The organism is Amycolatopsis sp. NPDC003676, from assembly GCF_053587275.1.
On the sequence record NZ_JBSFNS010000006.1, the window covers coordinates 162,986 to 182,224 of the forward strand.

Annotated in this window: 12 protein-coding genes and 1 pseudogene; 4 read left to right on the forward strand and 9 right to left on the reverse strand. The window is 70.1% G+C overall.

Annotated features, from left to right (window positions below):
• Positions 1-7: 7 nt before the first annotated feature.
• The 6 genes from ACWDNU_RS05975 to ACWDNU_RS06000 all read right to left on the reverse strand — a co-directional run bounded on the left by ACWDNU_RS05975 (position 8) and on the right by ACWDNU_RS06000 (position 10,077).
• Positions 8-553, reverse strand: a complete 546-nt coding sequence (locus tag ACWDNU_RS05975; protein ID WP_370937899.1) for a hypothetical protein — start codon at positions 551-553, stop codon at positions 8-10.
• A complete protein-coding gene (locus ACWDNU_RS05980) occupies positions 550-1,128 on the reverse strand; it encodes an N-acetyltransferase family protein (protein WP_449667956.1) in 579 nt (192 codons plus the stop codon). The genes ACWDNU_RS05975 and ACWDNU_RS05980 overlap by 4 nt, the downstream gene beginning before the upstream one ends.
• Positions 1,129-1,169: 41 nt before the next feature.
• Entirely contained in the window at positions 1,170-2,399 is a 1,230-nt protein-coding gene (locus tag ACWDNU_RS05985; protein WP_449667957.1) for a cytochrome P450, read from the reverse strand.
• Positions 2,400-2,422: 23 nt separating this feature from the next.
• A complete protein-coding gene (locus ACWDNU_RS05990) occupies positions 2,423-4,996 on the reverse strand; it encodes a thioesterase domain-containing protein (protein ID WP_449667958.1) in 2,574 nt (857 codons plus the stop codon).
• Between the two features lie 33 nt (positions 4,997-5,029).
• Positions 5,030-8,287, reverse strand: a complete 3,258-nt coding sequence (locus tag ACWDNU_RS05995) for a non-ribosomal peptide synthetase (protein WP_449667959.1) — start codon at positions 8,285-8,287, stop codon at positions 5,030-5,032.
• 71 nt (positions 8,288-8,358) lie between these two features.
• A complete protein-coding gene (locus tag ACWDNU_RS06000) occupies positions 8,359-10,077 on the reverse strand; it encodes a prenyltransferase/squalene oxidase repeat-containing protein (RefSeq protein ID WP_449667960.1) in 1,719 nt (572 codons plus the stop codon).
• A 381-nt stretch (positions 10,078-10,458) separates the two neighbouring features.
• Here ACWDNU_RS06000 and ACWDNU_RS06005 point away from each other — a divergent pair, with 381 nt between their 5' ends.
• Together ACWDNU_RS06005 and ACWDNU_RS06010 are read left to right on the forward strand one after the other, a co-directional pair.
• Positions 10,459-13,368, forward strand: a complete 2,910-nt coding sequence (locus ACWDNU_RS06005; protein ID WP_449667961.1) for a helix-turn-helix transcriptional regulator — start codon at positions 10,459-10,461, stop codon at positions 13,366-13,368.
• A gap of 24 nt (positions 13,369-13,392) precedes the next feature.
• Positions 13,393-13,572: pseudogene (locus ACWDNU_RS06010) on the forward strand (DUF302 domain-containing protein); the annotation flags it as partial.
• A 544-nt stretch (positions 13,573-14,116) separates the two neighbouring features.
• Here ACWDNU_RS06010 and ACWDNU_RS06015 read toward each other — a convergent pair.
• The 3 genes from ACWDNU_RS06015 to ACWDNU_RS06025 form a co-directional block, all read right to left on the reverse strand.
• Entirely contained in the window at positions 14,117-14,296 is a 180-nt protein-coding gene (locus tag ACWDNU_RS06015) for a hypothetical protein (protein ID WP_370937906.1), read from the reverse strand.
• 28 nt (positions 14,297-14,324) lie between these two features.
• Positions 14,325-16,889: a type 2 lanthipeptide synthetase LanM family protein gene (locus ACWDNU_RS06020; protein ID WP_449667962.1), complete on the reverse strand. Its 2,565-nt coding sequence runs from the start codon at positions 16,887-16,889 to the stop codon at positions 14,325-14,327.
• An 86-nt stretch (positions 16,890-16,975) separates the two neighbouring features.
• Complete coding sequence (locus tag ACWDNU_RS06025; protein WP_449667963.1) at positions 16,976-17,338, reverse strand: winged helix-turn-helix transcriptional regulator; 363 nt, start codon at positions 17,336-17,338, stop codon at positions 16,976-16,978.
• Positions 17,339-17,429: 91 nt separating this feature from the next.
• Between ACWDNU_RS06025 and ACWDNU_RS06030 the strand changes: the two genes are divergently transcribed.
• Entirely contained in the window at positions 17,430-18,086 is a 657-nt protein-coding gene (locus ACWDNU_RS06030; RefSeq protein WP_449667964.1) for an SDR family oxidoreductase, read from the forward strand.
• 252 nt (positions 18,087-18,338) lie between these two features.
• The gene (locus tag ACWDNU_RS06035; RefSeq protein WP_449667965.1) at positions 18,339-19,118 is read left to right on the forward strand and encodes a hypothetical protein; all 780 of its coding nucleotides are present in this window, start codon (positions 18,339-18,341) and stop codon (positions 19,116-19,118) included.
• The last annotated feature ends 121 nt before the right edge of the window (positions 19,119-19,239 follow it).

Consider the following 19,239-nt stretch of genomic DNA (forward strand, 5'->3'; position numbering starts at 1 on the left):
ATGTCGTTCAGCGGCCCAGCAGCGTCATCGCGAACAAATGGACCGCCGGGTTCTCCGGCAGCGAAAGCGCGCACAGCGGCTGCCTGCGGGTGACCGGGACGCGCTGGCACCACAGGGTGATGCCGATGCGTTCCTGCACGTGCTGCGGATAGTGGATGGTGTCGGTGCGCAGCGCGAATTCCTCGCCGTAGTCCGACCGGCCCTCCCACAGATCCGAGAGCTCGAACCGGTCGCGGCTCGCCGATCCGTCGGCGAAATGCCAGGTCACGTAGTCGCGGACGCGCCGTTCGCCGCAGCCGATCACGTACAGCCAGTCCCAGCGCCGCTGCGGGACCTCGATCCATTGCCCCGAGCAGACCAGGTTGTCCGGGCCGCTCCCGTCCAGCAGCGTGCTGCGCAGCGGGACGCCGTCGACCACCCGTTCCAGCGGCCCGGGCTGCGCCGGGATCGAGTTCCGCCAGACGTTCAGCCGTCCGTCGGCGAGGTTCGCCGGCGTGGTCGCCGCCTGGTTGTTGAGGAACGGTTCGAGCGGGAGCATTTCGTGGACTGTCACCGGAACTCCTTTCGCACCAGTGCTCTGCGCTGCAGCCGGGGTTCGACAACGGTGAATCCGCACGCCTCGAAGGTGCTGACCCGGCCGTGGAAGCTGTAAGGGTCGAAGCCGGACTCCGGATCGCGGTCGTCCTCGGGGTACGCCTCGATCAGGTCGGCTTTTTCTTCTCGCGCCCACTCGGCCGCCCGGTCGATCAGCTGCCGGAGCAGGCCGCGGTGCCGGTGCTCGCGCGCCAGGTACACGCAGACGATCGACCAGATCCGCTCCGGGTCGTCGCCGGGAAGCAGTTTCGCCGCCCGCGACCGTTGCAATCGCGGGAAACCCAGCCGCGGCCCCGCGCCGAGCCAGCCGACCGGAACGCCGTCGACCGTGCCGAGCACGCCGACCCGTTCCCCGTCCTGCACCAGGTCGCCGAGCGTCGCCTTGCGCGCGGCCGGGCGGCACGCGGAATAGTCCTTCGAGCCCAGCCGGAAATACATGCACCAGCAGTATTCGACGAGCCCTTTCGGCCCGAAGAACTCGTCGATCGCGGGCCAGTCGCCCGGTCCGACCACGCTCGTCACCAGTTCGCTCATCAGTCCTCCTTGTCGCGGCATCCCTTCTCTCCCCGTCCGGCCTAGTTCCAGCCGACTGCCAGGGGCAGGCGCACGACGCCGTTCAGGAAGTTCGAGACGAGATGCCGCGGCGGTCCCGAAAGCGAGAAGGACCGCACGTTTTCGCGCCACAGATCGAAAAACGTCTTCAACCCGGCGACGGCCACATGCTGGCCGATGCACCGGTGCACGCCGAGCCCGAAGGCGAGATGCTGGTTCGGGGAACGGTCGGGGACGAACCTGAACGGTTCCGGGAATACCTCCTCGTCCCGGTTGGCCGAGGCGGGCCAGGCGGTGACCAATTCCCCCGCCCGGACCTCGGTTCCGGCGAGCGTAGTGTTCGCGACCGCGCGCCGCAAAACGTGGTTGATCGGGCTCGCCCAGCGCAGCGCCTCGTCCACGAACCGCTGGTCGGTCCGTTCCTGGCGGACGAACCACGACCACAGGTCCTCGTCGCCGGCCAGCAGGATCAGGGTCTGGTTGATGGTCTGCGGCACCGTCGGATTGGCCCCCATCAGGAACGCGTACGCGTTCAGCAGCGCGACGTCGCGATCCGGGTCCCCGACTACTTCGGCGGCGTGCGGGCACCGTCCGCTCACCGTGTCCTCGGGCGGACCGGATTCGAGCACCTCGCCGAGGACGGTCATGATCGTCGTGTGCGCCTCGAAAAGGTCGAACCGGCGCTGCCGTTCGGATTGCGGGACGTCCGACCCGCCCATCGCGCGGACCGTCGCCCGGCCGGTGATCGGCCATTCGCTCTCCGGAATGCCCATCAGCGGCCCGGTGATCGTCATCGGAAGGGTGATCATCGCTTCGCAGAAGTCGAAGGTCTCCTTGCCCCGGACGGCGTCGAACAGCTCGCGCATCCGCGCCTCGATCCCCACCTGGAGCCGCTGCGTCGCCTGCACCGTCATCAGCGGGGTGAACACGCGCTTCAGTTCGGGATGCAGCGGCGGGTCGGTGAGGTGGATCGCCGCCCCCGCCGCGACATCCCCGTCGCCCCGCACGCTGAGCATGGTGCTGTAGGCCGAGGAGAACGTCTTGTGGTCGCCCAGAACCGCCTTGACGTCGGCGTGCCGCATCGCCGCGAGGAACTGCTGGCCGTCCGGCGTCTGCTGCCGGTGCAGACCGCCCTCGGCACGCATGCGTTGCCACACGGCGTGCATGTCCTGGGCGGAGTACAGCGATTCGTCGTAGAGCTGCGGTGAAGCCCCGTCGGGAGCCACCTGCGAACCTGCGAGGGCGACCAGCATGAAACGTCTCCTTTGCGTGAATGTCAGGCAGCGAGCCCGAGGTTCTCGGCGCAGCGCAGGTAAAACCGCGAGGCGACCGACCACTCCGTGATGCCCTGTGCCCCCAGCACCTGCATCGACGCGCGGACCGCGCGCACCATCACGTCCTGCTCGACCAATTCGAACCGGCGGAGCGCCGCGTCGTCCAGGCCGGGCAAGGTGTTCGCGATTTCCTGCAGCCTCGTGCTCACCGCGTGCAGTTCCGCGTACGACCGGATGAGCGGGAACATCAGCGCGTCGAGGTCGACGAGCTTCCGGCCGAATTGCTCGCGGCCGGCGGCGTGTTCCCAGGCGGTGCGGAACAGTCCGAGGCCGAGGCCCAGCACGTAGGCCGCGTGCCGCACCCGGCCTTCGCGCGCGCCGGGCGCGGCCGAGGGCTGGTAGGCGTTCTCGAACCCGAGGTACCCCAGGCTCAGGTTGATCGAGCAGCCGACGGCGAGGCCGAGGCCGAGCCCGCCGTCGTCCTCGGGAGTCTCCACCTGGTCGAAACCCAGCTCCGCCAACGTTTCCGCCAGCGCGGCGCGGCGGTCGGCCGAGTAGCTGAACAGCGGTTTCGCCTTGATCCCGGCCCCGACCGGTTCGAGGACCTCGACCACCGCGTCGGCGAGTTCGCCGCCGAACCGGTGCAGGATCTCCCGGCACCGCGTGGCGTACTCCTCCTTGAGGTCCACCGAAAGCGTCGACAGCATGATCTCCGACGAACCGGCCGACAGGGTGAGCCCGGGAGATTCGGTGAGCCCGGACAGCAGTTCCTCGCGGACCAGACCGTCGTGCGGCTCGGTCCGGAGCGTCCGCCAGCGGCGCAGCACCTCGTGCCCGACCTGCTGACACGTTTCGCTGGTGTACAGCTTGGCCACCGCAGTGTCCGTCGCCGTCGCATCGGGGCGAAGGAAGACCTCGGTGGCGGCGCGGGCTACCGTAGTCGCGCATTCGACCTGGCCTTCGAGCAGCTGCAGCTCATCCGGGCCGACCGCCGCCGTGCGCAGGGCTTTCAGCCAGCGCGCCGCTCGGACGACGTGGTCGATGCCGGTGCGTTCGATGGCCAGGGCGCCGTCGAGCAGAGCCCAGCCACGCCCCTCTTCGCCGATCCGCCGCCAGCTTTCGACCTCGACGTCCTTCAGCCGGACGCGGCACATCTGCTCGGGCTGAATGGTCTCGACCAGCTCGACTGTCACTCCCGGCGACGCAAGGTCGATGACGAAAAGCGTGATGCCGTCGTACTTATGACCGTCATCGCCGGTGCGCGCCGCGACCAGCGCCGAGCCCGAGATGTGGCTGTAGATGCTGAACACCTTGACGCCGTTGAGGACATAACGGTCGCCTCGGCGGTCCGCCCGAGCGCGCAGCGACGCGAGATCGCTGCCCGCCCGCGGCTCGCTGTAGAGCACGGTGGCGAATTCCTCGCCCCGGCTGATGCGCGGGAGCAGGTCCTGTTTCAGCCGGTCCGAGCCGGATTTCAGCACGAAGTAGCCGACGATCTGCACGGTGAGCGCGTACACGAGATCCGGCAGCCCGGTGGCGATGAACTGCTCGAACAGCTCGATCCCGGTCTTGGTCGGCAAGCCGGAGCCGCCGAATTCGACCGGCCAGTCCGGGGTGAGCAACCCGCGCCTGCCGAGCTCCCGGTAGGCCTCGGCGATCGCTTCCGGCTCCATTTTCCGGGCCCGCAGCACGAGATCGCGCCAATGCGGCGTGTCGACCAGCTCTTTCAACGCCGCGTGCAGATCGGGCCCGGCACCGGTGCTGACTGCCGACGTGCGCACGGGGAGATCCAGCGCGCTGCGGATGATCTTCTCGATGGTGGCGAGCGTGTCGGCGTTCTGGAGCAGGCCGTAATGCTCGCCGGGCAGCTCCTGGAAGTCGACCTCGCCCGAGGACACCGTGCGCCAGTCCCGTTTGAACGACTCGGCCGCCCGTACGACCACCACGTCCAGGTCGCCCGGCGTCGGCTTCCACTTGCGGAGAAGACGGCTGTTGTGGCCGAAGATCCGGAGGCGTTCGGAGAAGGTCTCCTCGTCCATGCCGACGATCTCGGCCGCTTCGGACTCGGTGCTCGCCGCGAATTCGCCGTCGTGCCCGCCTGAGCGCAGTGCGTCGCGGACGAACCACTCCAGTTCTTCGGCGTGCGTCGACTCCTCGTACGCGATGGTCGACCACGTCGAATCGAGCAGCACCACTTTCGGCCGCTTCCCGCGCGCCGCCAGCAGATTGGCGATTTCCCAGGCCAGCGCGCCGCCGAAGGACCAGCCGCACACCAGGTCGATGTCCGGGCAATGCTCGGCGAGAACTTCGGAGTAGCGGCGGGCGAGGTCCTGCATCGACTCCGTCGGCTCGCCGCCGTCGAGCACCTCCCGCGAAGATTCCAGGCCCCAGCAGGCATATTCGGGGAATCTGCGGACCAGCGGCTGATACGTCAGCAGGCTGCCGCCGACCGGATGCGCGAACAGCAGGACCTTCGCGCCGGGCGCCGACCGGCTCAGCTCTACCAGTCCCGGCACGCCCGGTGCCGCCGACCTCGCGCTGAGATAGCTGCTCAGGCGTTTGCCGTCACCGTCCATCTCTCCTCCTTTCCGGATGCGCTCCACGTCCGCTCACTCGCCGGCCAGCAGCCGGGCGACGTCCTCTTCGGTCATCCCGGCGATGGCCTTCTCCAGCTCCTCGGCCGACAGCGAGGCCAGCCGCGCCCGTTCGACCTCCAGCGCCATGCTCTGCACGCTCGAATCGTTGAAGAACGCGGCGAGCGAGATCGTCGCCGAGAACAGTTTCTTGATCTTGGAAACCAGTTGCGCGGCTTGCAGGCTCGTGCCGCCGAGGTCGAAGAAGCTCGCTGTCTTCGGGAAATCGGTGCGGCCGAGGATCGGGCCGAAGGCGTCGGTCAGCATCGCCCGTTCGAGCTCGGTGAGCTCTTCCGCGGGCGCGGCCTCGACGGTGAAATCGGCGTCCGGCAGCGCGCGTTCGTCGATCTTGCCGCTGCCGTTGATCGGCAGTTCGTCCAGCAGCACGAAGGTCGACGGCTGCATCGTGGACACCAGCCGCTTGCGGCAGTAGTCCCGCAGCGAGCTTTCGCTCGCCTGCTTCGCTCCCCCGGTCGCGCAGTAAGCGACGATCCGCTTCTGGTCCCCGTCCTGGCGGACCTGCACGTAGACGTTGCGGAGCCCTTCGGCGGCGCGGAGCACGCTCTCGATCTCGCCGACCTCGATCCGCACCCCGTTGATCTTGACCTGCCGGTCGCGCCGCCCGACGTACACCAGCCGGCCGTCTCCGTTGTGCCGCACCAGATCCCCGGTCAGATACACCCGCGCGGACGGATCGGGCCCGACCGGATCCGGGACGAACTTCTCCCGGTTGTCCTCGTCGCGCCGCCAGTAGCCCGGCGTCAGCCCGACCCCGCCGAGCGCCAGCTGCCCGATGACGCCTTGCGGCACCGGCCGGTTGTGCTCGTCCAGCACATACGCGACGTGGTTGTCCATCGGCCCGCCGATCGGCAGCCCGGCCGCCGGCAGCGGCTCTTCCAGCTCCTCGACGACGCTGGTGACGGTGCACTCGGTGACGCCGTAACCGTTGAAGATGCGCCGGCCCTTGCCCCACGCCCGCACCAGCTCGTGCGAGAACGCTTCGCCGCCGACGAACACGATCCGCAGATCGTTCAGCGGACCCGGGTCGAGCAGCTTCATCACCGACGGCGGCAGGTCGGTCACGGTGACCCGGTGCTCCTCCAGGAACTGCTGGACCTCCGCCATGCTCAGCCGCATCACCGACGGCACGACGTGCAGCGACGCCCCGCTCAGCAGCGCGCCGAACATCTCGAACACCGACACGTCGAACCCGCAGGACGCGTAGCCCAGCACGCGGTCGGCCGGGCTGAGTTCGAACAGCGTCCGGACGTTCCGGATGAAGCCGAGGATGTTGTCGTGGGTGATCAGCACGCCTTTCGGCTTGCCGGTGCTGCCCGAGGTGTACATCAGGTACGCGACCTCGTTCCCGCCGCGCGCCGGTCCGGGCAGGCTCGCCGGGACCGGCGCCTCGACCGGCAACCGGCATTCCGCGCCGGGCGCGATTCCAGTGGTCGTCGCGTCGCACACCACGCAGCGGAGGTCGGCGTCTTCGATGATCGCCTCGATCCGGCCGCGCGGGTTCATCGCGTCGATCGGCACGTACACCGCGCCGATCGCCAGCAACGCCAGGACTGTTGCCGAGAAGTCGGCCGACGGTTCCAGCGCGACGCCGACCCGGTCGCCCGCGCGGACTCCGGCTTCGGCCAGATAGCCGCGCAGCGCTTCGACCCGTTGGCGCAATTCCGCGTACGTCAGGTCTTTTCCGGGACTGCTGACGGCCAGCCGGTCCGCGTGTTCCTCGGCGACCTGGCAGAACTGCGTGTAGACGTTGCCGGTCGGCGCCGGCGCCTGCGTGCCGATGCCGAGCTGGGCCTGGATCCGGCGGGACTCGCTGTCGTGGGCCCACAGTTCGCGGAGGCTGATGCCCGGGTCGGCGATCGCGCTGCGCAGCAGCCAGACGAACACCCGCTGCATGGTTTCGATCGTCGCCTGGTCGAAGATGTCGGTGTTGTAGACGGTGTGCACTTCGAGGTCCGGGCCGCTGCGCGCGACCGTCCACTGCTGGAAGAACTTCGCCTGCGTGGTGGGGACCTCGACCTCCGTCGCGGATACGCCGTCGAGGCGCATCGGCTCGGTCCACTCGTTCATCGTCAGCGTGTACTGGAACAGCGTCGACCGCGACGGGTCGCGCCGGACCTGCGCGCTCGCGATGATCTGCTCCAGCGGCAGGTAGCCGTGCGCCTGTGCGCCGCGCAGCCGTTGCTGGACGCGTTTGAGCGTCTCCTGGAACGTCTCCTCCGGATCGAGCTGGAACCGCAGCGGCAGCATGTTGATGAAGAAGCCGAGGGTCCGTTCGGTTTCGACCTCGGCGCGGTTCGCGCTCGGCATGCCGAAGATGACGTCGCCGGAACCCGAATACCGGTGGTACAGACAAGCCATCACGGTGGCGTAGACGGTGATCGGGGTGGTCGTGAGCGAGGACGCGAGCCGGTTGGCCTGGGTTGCCAGTCCTTCGCAGGTCTGGACCACGGCGCGGCCGGGGTAGGTCACCGCGGGCGGCAGCGGGCGGTCGCCGGGGAGGTCCATCACCTCGACGTCGCGCAGCGCCTCGGCCCAATGGTCCGCGCTGGCCTGCCAGGCCCCGGCGCGCATCTGCTTGCGCTGCCATTCGCTGAAGTCGGCGAACTGGACGGCGGGCGGCTCCACGAGCGGCGTCGAGCCGGCCCGGCGCGCGTTGTATTCCTTCTCCAGCTCGTCGAAGAAGATGGCCGTCGACACCCCGTCGAAGACGATGTGGTGCACGACCAGGCCGAAGTAATGCAGATCAGGCCGGACCTGGACCAGGTCCGCGCGCCACAGCGGGAATTCCGTCAGCGTCATCCCGACCTCGGCGAGTTCGTCGAGCATCCGGCGGGCCTCGGCCTCCGACGACGCGGACGACCGCGGGACGACGATCTCGGGATCCTCGACGATCCCCTGGAAGAACTCGTCGTTCTCCTCGAGCACGTAGGTCCGCAGCGCTTCGTGGCGGCGGACGATGCTGGCGAAGGACTCGGTGAGCGCGTCGGCGTCCAGATCGCCTTCGAGGCGGAACAGGAACGCGACGTTGTAAGTCGATTTTCCGGTGGCGAGCTGGTCCACCACCCACAAGGTGTCCTGCGAATACGACAGCGGCACGTTGCCGCGGTCCTGGCGGGGACGCGGTCCGTCGGTGATCTTGGCGCGTGCACGGGCCAACATGTCGGCAAGCGATTTCTTCTTGCCCTCCGCGGTACTGTCGCGCACTGTACTCACCCGTTGCTCCCTTCCCGGTGCTGAGCGGAATGCGATGCCCGGCCGACGCCCGGCGGCCGGTTTTGCTTCGTTCACAAGTTCAAGGGCGGCAGCAGCGCCGCCGGATCGGTCAGCCACGCGCGCAGGAGTGCGCCGAGGCAGTCGGCGAGCGGCCCGGCCACCGCGGGCGAACTCGGGCTCCAGGCGTAGTGCCCGTCGCCCAGTTCGACCCGCAGGAGGAAGCGGGCGACGCACGCGCGGTCGGAATCGCGGCCGAGGCATTGGTCGGTGCGCACCACCTGGTAGGTGGTGGCGAGGTCGGGAAGCCCGAGCGCGGTCGCGGCGTATCCGCCGGTCGCCCGGGCGTAGCAGGCCAGCCCGGCGTGCAGGCTCGCCGCGGCGGGGCGGGCGCCGAGCAGGTGCAGCACCCGCGCGGCCTGCGCTGCGGCGCTCGCGGCGGCCGTGCCGGCCGAAGCCGGGTCGACCAGGCCGCCGTCGCGGCAAAGCGTCACGAAGGCGACTGCTCGCGCGCCGTCGAGGATCGTGGTGGGGCGGCCGCCGGTGAGCCGGTCGGCCAGTTCGACGGCGGCAGTGGTGGAGACGAGGTCGGAGGCGCGGCCGAGCCAGTGCGCGAACCCGCCGTCCGGGTTCTGCAGCCGCGCGATCCAGCGAAGCAGACGGCGTTCGTCCAGCCGGTGTCCGCTCGCCCGTAACGCTTCGAAGGCCCATTGCGTGCAACGGACTTCCGCGGTCTGGCCCGGCATGTAGACGACGCCGTCTTCCGCGGGCGGCTGCGCGTCCTGCAGCCAGCGGACCAACCCCCGTGCCGGAGTACCGGAACGCGCCGAGGTGAGCAGACCGGCCGCGGTGGCGAGGCTGTCGCCTGCGGCTTCAGGGCTTCGGTAGGTGTAGCCGCTGCCCGCCAGGCGGCAGCGCGCCACCGCTTCGGCGATCGCGTCCGCTTCCGCGGCCGGAAGGTCGTAGCCGAGTGCAGTCAGCGCGCCCACGGCGGAGAAGCAGGCCCAGATGTCGGAACGGCCGTAGCCGGGCCAGCGTTCGTACCCGCCGCCGGGCAGCCGCCGATCGCCGATCCACGCGAGCGCTCCCGCTGGGTCGGGCGGTTGGGCGCCGAGGACGCGCAAGGTCAGCACCGCGCGGAACGTCGCCCAGAGGCAGACCGCCGAGCCGGGCGCGAACCGGAATCCGCCTTCGACGGTTTGCTGTTCGCACAGCCACGAGACCAGCGGTCCGGTCCGCCAGGGCAACGGTGCGGTGGTCACGGCTCGCCACGCGCGCACGCCGTAGTAGCAGGCTCGGGCGTCCGAGAGGTTCGAGCCGGGCTGCCAGGTCAGGCCGCCGTCGGGACCCTGCAGCGCGGCCAGCCATCCGGCGTGCCGTGCCGGTTCCGGGGCGGCGGTGCCGGTGATCTCGACCAAAGTCTTTGTGGCGCACCAGGTCGCCCACACGTCCGGCGGACGGCCCGCGGTCATCGCGAACCCGCCTTCGACGGTCGCGGTGCCGGACACCCATTCCGCGACCCGGGCGGGCTCGTCGATTTCCTCGCCGAGATCGTGCAGGGCGCGGGTGCAGCAGTAGGTGGCCCAGCCGTCCGACGGGAGGCCGCGCTGCCAGGTGTAGCCGCCGTCGCTGTTGCGGCGCGACCGCAGGAACCTCACGATGCCAGCGGGTTCGGCCGGGGTGCGGCCCAGTCGGCGCAGGGTGCGGACAGCGGCGTAGCTGCAGGAGAGGTCGGCTTCGCCTTGGCTGAGTCCGCCGTCGGCCAGCACAGCGGGGGCGGTCGTGGCGGTCATCGGACACCCGCCTTGTTTGTCCGGTTCTTTCGGGCTCGCGGTGCGGCCTGGGAGCAGGAGGGGCGGTTCGGCGTCATGGCGAAGCGGCCTCCTTCCCGGACCGGGTCGTTCCCGGCCGCTTCACTCTGTCCCGCCGGGGCGGCGGGCGCATGGGTGCTGCGCACCCAAAGAGTCGCCGTCCGTCCACTGCGGGCGCCCATAAATGTTTCCGGCTGTGACTAAACGATTTCAGGCCGTGCGCACAATTGCGCCACAAGGTGGAACGGCGGTATTTCTGCCCCCACGAAAGCGGGTGCCTGCGTATAGCATTTCGCGGCGGGGGAGCAGACCGGCACCGGGCGAAAGCCGTCGACCGCGGGCCGTTCGGCTGAAGGGGTGGAAATGCTCATCGGACGGGAGAGCGAACTGGCCGGGCTGGCCGGGTTCCTGAGCGCGGCAAGAACGTCTTCCGGCGCCATGGTCGTGCTCACCGGGGAACCGGGGATCGGCAAGACCTCCGTGGCGGAAGCGGCCGCGGAACAAGCGCGGGCGGCGGGCATGGCGGCCGTGCGTGGGCGGGCCAGCTCGACGGGTCCGGCGATCCCGTTCCGGCCGCTCGCCGAGGCGCTGCTTTCGCTGGCGCGCACCGAGCCCAGCCCGGACGACGAACTGCTCGCGCCCTACCTGCCCGCGCTCGGGCGGCTCGTGCCGGACTGGGCGCAGCCGGAGCCGCGCGAGACGTCGCTGCTCGTGCTCGCCGAGGCGATCCTGCGGCTGACGTCGTGGTTCGGCCGCGGCCGCGGATGTCTGCTGGTCGTCGACGACCTGCACTGGGCGGACCGGGAAACCTTGACTGTGCTGGATTATCTCGCGTCGAACCTGCGCGAGCAGCCGGTGCTCGTGCTGGCCACCGTCCGGGTCGGCGCCTCCGCCGGCGCGGAACTGGTGAAAACCCTGGCCCAGCGCGGCGACGCGACGCTGGTCGAACTCGACCGGCTCGACCGCGCCGGGGTGACCGGGCTGGTCGCGTCGATCCTTGGCTGCCCGCCGGGCGAGGTCAGCGCGTCGGCCGTCGAGCACCTGTACTCGCAAAGCCGCGGGAATCCGTTCGCTGCCGCGGAACTTACCCGGTACGCGGTGTCCATGAAGGATCTTGTGCGGCGTCCCGCTGGCTGGCACCTGGTGGGCGGGAAGCGAAAACGGGTGCCGCTCAGTCTCGTGCAAGCGGTCGAACAACGGGCGCTGCAGCTCGGCCCGGACGGGATGCGGCTGCTGTCGGTCGCCGCGATCGTCGGCCGGACTTTTCCCTTGCCGGTGGTGCAACGCTGCGTCGGGCTCGACGACCGGACCCTGCTCTCCCACGTCCGCGCCGCGGTCGCCGAACGCCTGCTGACCGGCGGCGACGGCACTCCCGGCTGGTACTCGTTCGAACATCCGCTGACCGAAGAAGCCCTGCTGTCGCTGACCACCGCGGCCGACCAGGTCACCCTCTCCGGCCAGGTGGCGCAAGCGATCGCCGAGCTGTACCCAGGGCTTCCCGGCTCCTGGTGCCACCTCGCCGCCGACCTGCACCGCCGCGGCGGCGACCTGCCCGCAGCCGCCCGGCTGTACCTGGAAACGGCTCGCCGAGCATTGCACGCGGGCGGCCCGGCCACCGCGGTCGCCGTGCTCGACAACGCCCTCGACCTGCTGTCGGAGGAAAACCGCTGGCACGCACTGCGCGGGGAACTCCTGGAAGCCCTGCTGACCGCGCTCGCCGAAGACGGCCAGTTCGACCGCGCCGCCGAGGTCGCCGCCGAGCTGCGGCTGGGGAATCCCTTGTGGGACACCGAAAGCCAGGTCCGCCAGCAGGTCCGGATGGCGTGGGCGGCCCAGGTCGCCGGCCGGTGGGAGGACGGCGTCCGCCAAGTCGCCGCGGCTCGCGCGCTGCTGCCGCCGGAGGCGTCCGAAGCCGACACCGCGGTGATCGACGTCGTCGACGCTTACCTCACCTCGTGCCGCACCGGCGCCGACGCCGACCACGTCAGCCGCAGCGAGGCCTTGGCCCGGCGGGCGATCCGCGGCGTCGATCCGGACGGCGATCCCGAGACGGCCTGCAAGGCTTGGTACGCAATCGGTTTCAGCACGCGCGGCCGCTCGCTGGCCGAGTCCGACGAAGGCTACCGGCGCACGCTGGCGCTGGGCACCGAGCACCAGCTGACCACCTGGCGCAACCACGGGCTCATCGGACTGGGCGCGAACGCCTGGCTCGCCGAGGGCGACGCTTCCGCCCTCGAGTACGCCTACCGCGAGACGCTGCGGTCGGGCTGTATTACGTTGGCCAGCAACGTATACGCCAACCTCGCCTACGCGGCGGTGCTGCGCGCGGACTACGATCAGGCCGAGCAGATCCTCACCGCGAGCCTGGCCGAATGCGGACGGCTGCGGCTGCACTCGGTGATCCGCTACGCCCTGATGCTGCGCGCCGTGCTCGCCGCGCACCGGGGCCGGTGCCAGGAGATGCGTGCCGCGCTGCGGGAATTCCGCGCGGCCGGCGGCGAAAATTCTCGTGAAGCGCCGTTGACTAAAGGATTGGCCGAACTGTTCTGCGCGCTGCTCACCGAAGACCGGGAAGGCGCCCGGACCCTCTCCGCGGAATTGATGGCAGAATACGGCGGGCTGGAAGCCTATTTCCACTTTTCCGGTACTTTCGGATTAGTCCATTTGCTCGGCGCGGTCGACGGGACCGGCGATCCGGCCGAAGTGGAACGGGCGGCCCGCGCCCAAGTGGGCCGGATGCGCTGGAACCGCCAATTCCTCGGCTTCGCCCGCGCGGTGCACCACGGCCGCGCCGGCCGTCCCGATGCCGCCGAGCAGGAGATGGACACCGCCGTTGCCGCCTCGTCGGTCTTCCCGACCGCGCGGCACCTCGCGCTGCGCCTGGTGTCCGAAGCCGCCCTCGCCGACAGCTGGGGCAAGCCCGGCCAGTGGCTCGCCGACGCGGAGAACCATTTCCACGGAAGCATCGACGTCCTGGCCAGTGCCTGCCGGTCCCTGCTGCGGCGGATGGGCACCCCCGTGCGCTACCACAGCTCCGGCACCGAACGCATCCCGCCGAAGCTGCGCGGCATCGGCGTGACCCGGCGGGAGTTCGAGGTCCTGCAGTTGATGCCGGAACGGCTCGGCAACCGGGCGCTGTCGCAACGAATGCACATCTCGGTGCGGACGGTGGAGAAGCACGTGGCGAGCTTGCTGGCCAAGACGCAGGCACCGGACCGGACCACGCTGTGCGAGTACGCGACCGCGGTACTGGGCGATTCGGCGCCGGGCTGATGACTCGGGACCAGCGCTTGGCCCGTGCGAGAGACTATCGACCGGCTGGCAGCTAACGCTGGGACTCGGCTCCGGCCGACGGAACTGCTGACCTCCGGCCATCCCCGGGGCGGGGCACCGTTGATGCTGGATCAGCAGACGAGCGGTCTCGACCTGCCGATGAAGGCTCTCGCTCGGGAAGATTCGTCCGGGCAGACCTGGCTGACCCACAACGACGCCGGGTGGCTCGCTGAGCGGCACCGGCTCGGAACCGAGAGCGCGGCTGCGGTGGAGGCCGTTGCGGCGGGGCTCGTTCACACGGTCGTCGCCCCCGGGGGGCGGAGTGAAGGCTCGCACCGCGGCCGATCGCTCTCCGGCCGCGCAGGTTGGCCGCGGCGGATCCAGCCCAGCGAGCGCCGGAGAACGGTCACACTCGGCCAGCGAAAGCCGCTCCCCTGCCCGCCCAGTGGCGACGGGCCAGTCCGCCACGCCCGGCCGAATCACCGCCCCGGCACGTCGAGATGGCCGAGCGTCCACAAGGGACACCCGGCCACCCACCGAACCCCCGCCCGGTCTTCGCGCTGCTGCCTGCCCGGTCAGCCCTTCCGCGCCGCAGCCAAGCCGGTCTCCGCTCAGCCTCTCCGCGCCGCAGCCAAGCCGGTCCGCTCAGCCTCTCCGCGCCGCAGCCAAGCCGGTCCGCTCAGCCTCTCCGCGCCGCAGCCAAGCCGGTCCGCTCAGCCTCTCCGCGCCGCTGCCGGAACTGTCCGCCTCAGCTCATCCCGGCGACAGTGCTCGGGTCTCCCGCCAGCGCGACCACCGCGACCGCGCCGACGGTCATCCCGGTCAGCACCGCCGAGCGCACCCACTGGCGCCGCCAGGCGGGCAGCGGCCGTTCGGGCTCGGCGGCGTCCTCTTCCGCGCCCGGTGCGGGCTGGACGTCCTCGTGCATTTCCGGTTCTCCTTTCCGAGGGAATTTCCTAGTGGTGTTCAGGAACCGGCACGACGGCCGGTTCCAGGAGGGACAGCGCCGGGACCTCGTCGGCGAATCCGAGGCGCAGCAGGCCGTGGCCGATGCCGGACAGGCCATGCAGCAGGCCTGGCGTCGGGACCGCGCCCGGGGTTCCGCAGGAGAGTGCCCCGCGCGGGAGCCGGACCGGTGCGCCGACGGACCTGGCCGCGTCGAGGACGCCGAGTTCTCCGTGGCACAGCGAATGATCCGGCGAGGAGTGCCGTTGTTCCAGCGCGGTGCGGAAACGGTCGACCAGGCGCGGAGAAGGAGAAGCGAGGACGAGACCGGCCAGGCCGGAGCACCAGCCGAGCCCCGTCACCTGGCCTGCATCGCCGGTCGGAGCACGGCCGGTCAGCCGAAGAGCGTGCGCCACCCCAGCTCGGCCGAAGAGGAATCCCCCGCTCGGCAAGGGAGAAAGCGAAGCGAGCCGCGCACCCAGCTCCTCGACGAGCGCATCCGCTTCCGGCAGGCCGGTGTCAGCCGCCACCGCCGAGACGGCTAGTACGGCCCCGGCCAGGCCGTCGGCAACATCCGCTGACTCGGCAGCCCGGGCGGCAGCCGCGGTCGCGCGCAAGGCCGCCGGGATGTCGAAGGTGGAATCCGCCAGCACATCGGCCAACCGGGCGACCGTGTAGGCGATTCCGCCCAACCCGCTGAACGCGCCCGGCCCGACGCCCACCGCCAGCGACGCGTAGTCGTCCAGCAACTTGAGCAACCCGGGCAGGGGCCGGACTGTCCGGGCCGCGGCGTCGAGGAAACGGTCCTGTCCGCTGATTTTCCCCAGCTCAGCGAGAAACAGTGCCACCCCGCAGTACCCGCTGCCCAGCGAAGCGCCCATCTGCCGGACGCACCAGCCACCGTCCTCGGCGAGCTCCAGCGACGGCCAATTGATCCGCACCGCATCGGCGCTCCCCCGCCGCAGCAGGTCGTCGCCGATGTCCACGGCCAGCTGAAGCAGGTGCGCCGGATCGGGCACCTGGAGACCAGGCGCGGCACCGGGCGCCAGGCGGTGTCCGGCGAAGGGCGTCATCGTGGCGAGGGAGGCCTCGGCGAACCACAGCTGCGCGCGAAGGTCCCGCTCCCCCAGGCTGGCGATCCGGGCCCGCGCCGCGGTCAGGCCGTCGGTTTCCAGGACGTCCGGGAGCCGGGCACCGGCAGTGGTCCAGACCTCGCGTCCGCCCACCGCGGCGCCGAAGTACGGGATGTCCCCCGCCAGCAGGTCGGCGCGGGACGCGTCGGCGAAGCGGGCGAAGTGCGGGTACGCGGTGACGTCGTCGAGCGGAGCGAACGCCTTCGCGCGGCCGTCGATCTCGCGCAGGAACACCGGTTCCGTAGATTCGCGAAGCAAGTCCGCGTACCACTCGCTCGCCCGGGGCACGATCCGCAACTCGGCGTCGACGAACCGGTCCAGGCCGCGGAGCAAGGTGTCTCCGGCGAGCGACCGGTAGGCAACACGGAAGCCGTCCAGGAAGGCACTGCCGTAAGCCGCGGGATCGAGGTCGGGGGCCGGGAGGTTCCGCCCGCCGGCGTACGGGGCGGGGCCGCGGATCAGGCGCATCCGGTCGGTGCCCGCGTCGGCCCAGGCGGGCAGGTCGTGCGGGAACCGGCCCGGACGGCCGCCGAACGCCGAAAGGTCCAGGCGCCCGTAGGGGCCGAATATGGGGCGGGGCAAGACAAAGGTGTTCAGGACGGAGGTTTCCAGTGCCGTCAGGGCAGGATCGGAACCGCCGTCGGTGTGCGGGGTCCAGCGGGGCTGGAAGAGCGTTTCGACGTCCACCACGACCGGATGGTCGCCGGCCGCCACGACGTTCTCCGCGTGGATGTCGGTGGCGCCGAGAACGTGCAGCAACGCGAGCTGCGCGCCCGACCTGCGGTAGAACTGGCTGACGTCAGCGGCGGGGCGGGCGTGGATGAACTCGACCCAGCCGTATCCGGGGCGTTCCAGCACCTCCGCACGGCGCGGGGCGAGATCGCCGAGAAGCGGGGCAAGCTCGGCGAGCAGATCGTTCCAGCGCGCGTGCAGGCCGACCGGGCGCGGGCGGTAGATCAGCCGGGCGCCGGAGGCAAAGTTGAGTTCGCTGACAGTCCGGCCGCCGCAATGAGCGTCGCCGCGGCCGAACGCCACCGCCATCAGCCGCCCTGGTTCTCCGCCGAGGAAACCGGCCACCAGGGCGCGGTCCTGGTCGAACCGGGTCAGCAATTCCGAAGCGGCGGAGACAGCGTTGCGCGTGAGCGACTCGAGAAGGTCGGCCAGGCCCGGGTGCTGAGCCAGGACTTCCGGCAGCGGGTCGCTGGCCACGAAGGAGTCGAACGACTTGAGGCTGGCGACGAGAGTCCGGGCCGAGGCGGCGCACAGGCGATCGCTGAGCCAGTCCTCCATTCCCTGGCTGGCCGCGGCGAGTTCGGCCGCGTCAGCGTCGGGCACGGCGGCGCGCAGCTCTCTCGACGCGGCGCTCACCAGCGGCTGTACCGCAGGCCGGAAGCACCGGGCGCCCCCGTGCGCGCCGGACGGTTCGGACCCCGCTCGCGACATGGGTCGCAGCCTGCCACGCGGCGGGTCCGCGGCGCATGGGTACGGCCTACCCAAAAAGCGGCCCGGGCAGGGGGAAATTAGCCGTCTCAGTCCTGCCGCGCCGAGTGGGCGCGTTCGCGGGCTTCGAGGATTTCCGGGACATGGGTTTCCGCCCATTCGCGGACCGCGCGCAGCGGCCCGAGCAAGGACAGGCCGAGATCAGTCAGCCCGTACTCGACGCGGGGCGGCTGTTCCGCGTAGTCGACGCGGGCGAGCAGGCCGTCCTCCTCCATCGCGCGCAGCGTCTCGGTGAGGACTTTCGGGGTGACGCCCTGGATCTTCTCCGCCAGGACGGTGAAGCGCAGCGGGCCGTCCTCGAGCGCGTTGACCACGAAGACCGTCCACCGCGCCCCGATCCGGTGCAGCACCACCCGCGACGGGCAGGTCGCGGACATGACGTTGTAGCCCACGGCGATTCCTCCGGTTCCGGTTACGTTGAAGTACCTGGTTACTTTTCCATAGCCTACTTCGGCCACTGCAACCGAGGAACGGAGAAGGACCATGGGCAACGGGCTGGCCGGGCAAACAGTGCTGGTGCTGGGCGGACGGAACCTGGGCACGGCGATCGCCGACGCCGCGACGGCGGAGGGCGCGAAGGCGCACGTCGCGTCCCATCGGCCCGGCGGACTGCACATCGACCTGCGCGACGAGGCGACCATCGCCGCCGCAGCCGCCGAACTCGGGGAGGTCGATCACCTCGTCAACACAGCTGCGATGCCGCACGCGGCGCCGGTCCGCGAACTCGACCGGGACAAGACCGTCGACGCCTTCACCGCCAAGGTCATCGGCCCGCTGCTGCTCGCGAAGCACTTCACGATCCGGCGATCGCTGCTGCTGTTCTCCGGCCAGGTCGGCTGGCGCCCGGCGCGCGGGAGTGTCGTAACGGGCGTGACCAACGGAGCGGCCTCGTTCGCCGCACAGCACCTCGCCGCCGAGCTCGCGCCGGTCCGCGTCAACGCGCTGTCGCCGGGGATCATCGACTCCGGAGCCTGGGATGCCAAGGGCGACGCCAAGGCGGACTTCCTCGCGAACGCCGCACAGCGAACCCTCGTCGGCCGTACCGGCACTGTCGCCGACGTGACCGACGCGGTGCTCTGGATGTTGCAGGCCGAATTCCTCACCGGGGAAACGATCCGCCTCGAAGGCGGTCGTCCGTGAGCGCAATTCCGGAACGTCGTTGAGCCGCATCGGGAACACAAGGGCGAAAACGGTTAAATCAGTGCTTCCTTATCTCTTTCTTTCGGGTTTCGCGGACGCCGCAAGGGTTTGCGCCGAAGGACGGATTGCGATCAGCACGCGGGCGCCGGTCCAATAATCTCGGCCGGCCACCGCGGTACGGGGCGGCCATTCCCCGCGAACGACCGGTGATGAACCGCCGGTCGTTTCGCGATTCCCGACAAAGGAGCACACATGCGAAGACACTGGGCACGCAGCGCGACCGCGATCGCGCTGGCCCTCGCCCTGCTCGCCGGAACCGGGGCCGCCCCGGCGAACGCGACCGCCCGGCCGCAGGTCATCGGGACCATCGTCACCTGGGCGCAGACCGCCTACTCGGTCCTCAAGGACTTCTTCGGCAACAAGCGTTCGATCGAGGACGCGACCAGGGCCATCCTCGACGCCATCAGCACCGCCAAGACTGAGCTCATCAACCACATCGACCAGGTCGCGATCACCCAGGCCAAAGCCTGCGCGCACAGCGCCGTCGACGACTTCGCCGACATCGAAAGGTTCACGCCGGACACGCTCCAGGCGTATGCCAGGGACAGCTCGTATTGTGTGAACCTCATCGACAGTCAGTTGTCCGCGATCACTGACAAATCGGCCGTGGACCAGCTCGGCTTCGCGCTCCATGCGGTCGCGCCGATCGCGCAGGTCGCGCGCAGCCGGGCTGGATTCAGCGGGACCGGTCTGCTCGCGACGGTTCGCGACGGGAGCAACATCGTGATCGCCAAGCTGGAACCGGAATGTCATGTTGAAGCCGAAGCTGTTGGCGGGCCTTACAGCGCGGCGCGGCGACAGTGGCTGATCACGTTGGTGTGCACTGGGTACAACGGGACCAGTGCTAGCAAGTACATCGGGTATCGGACTAGTCCTAACCCGCCGGTTACGTATCCCGACTCGCTGAAGGACAGCGCCACGAACACGACCAGCCGGATCGCGGCCCGTACTGTGTTGCCACTGCTTCCCTGAGTTTTATGGCGCCGACTCCGTCGTCGCGGGCGGGATCGCCGTTAAGTCTCGACACCACCGCGTCCGCGGGCATGCCGAGCTGTTTCGCGGTCGCCTGCAGGATGCGGATGTTCGCCTGGTG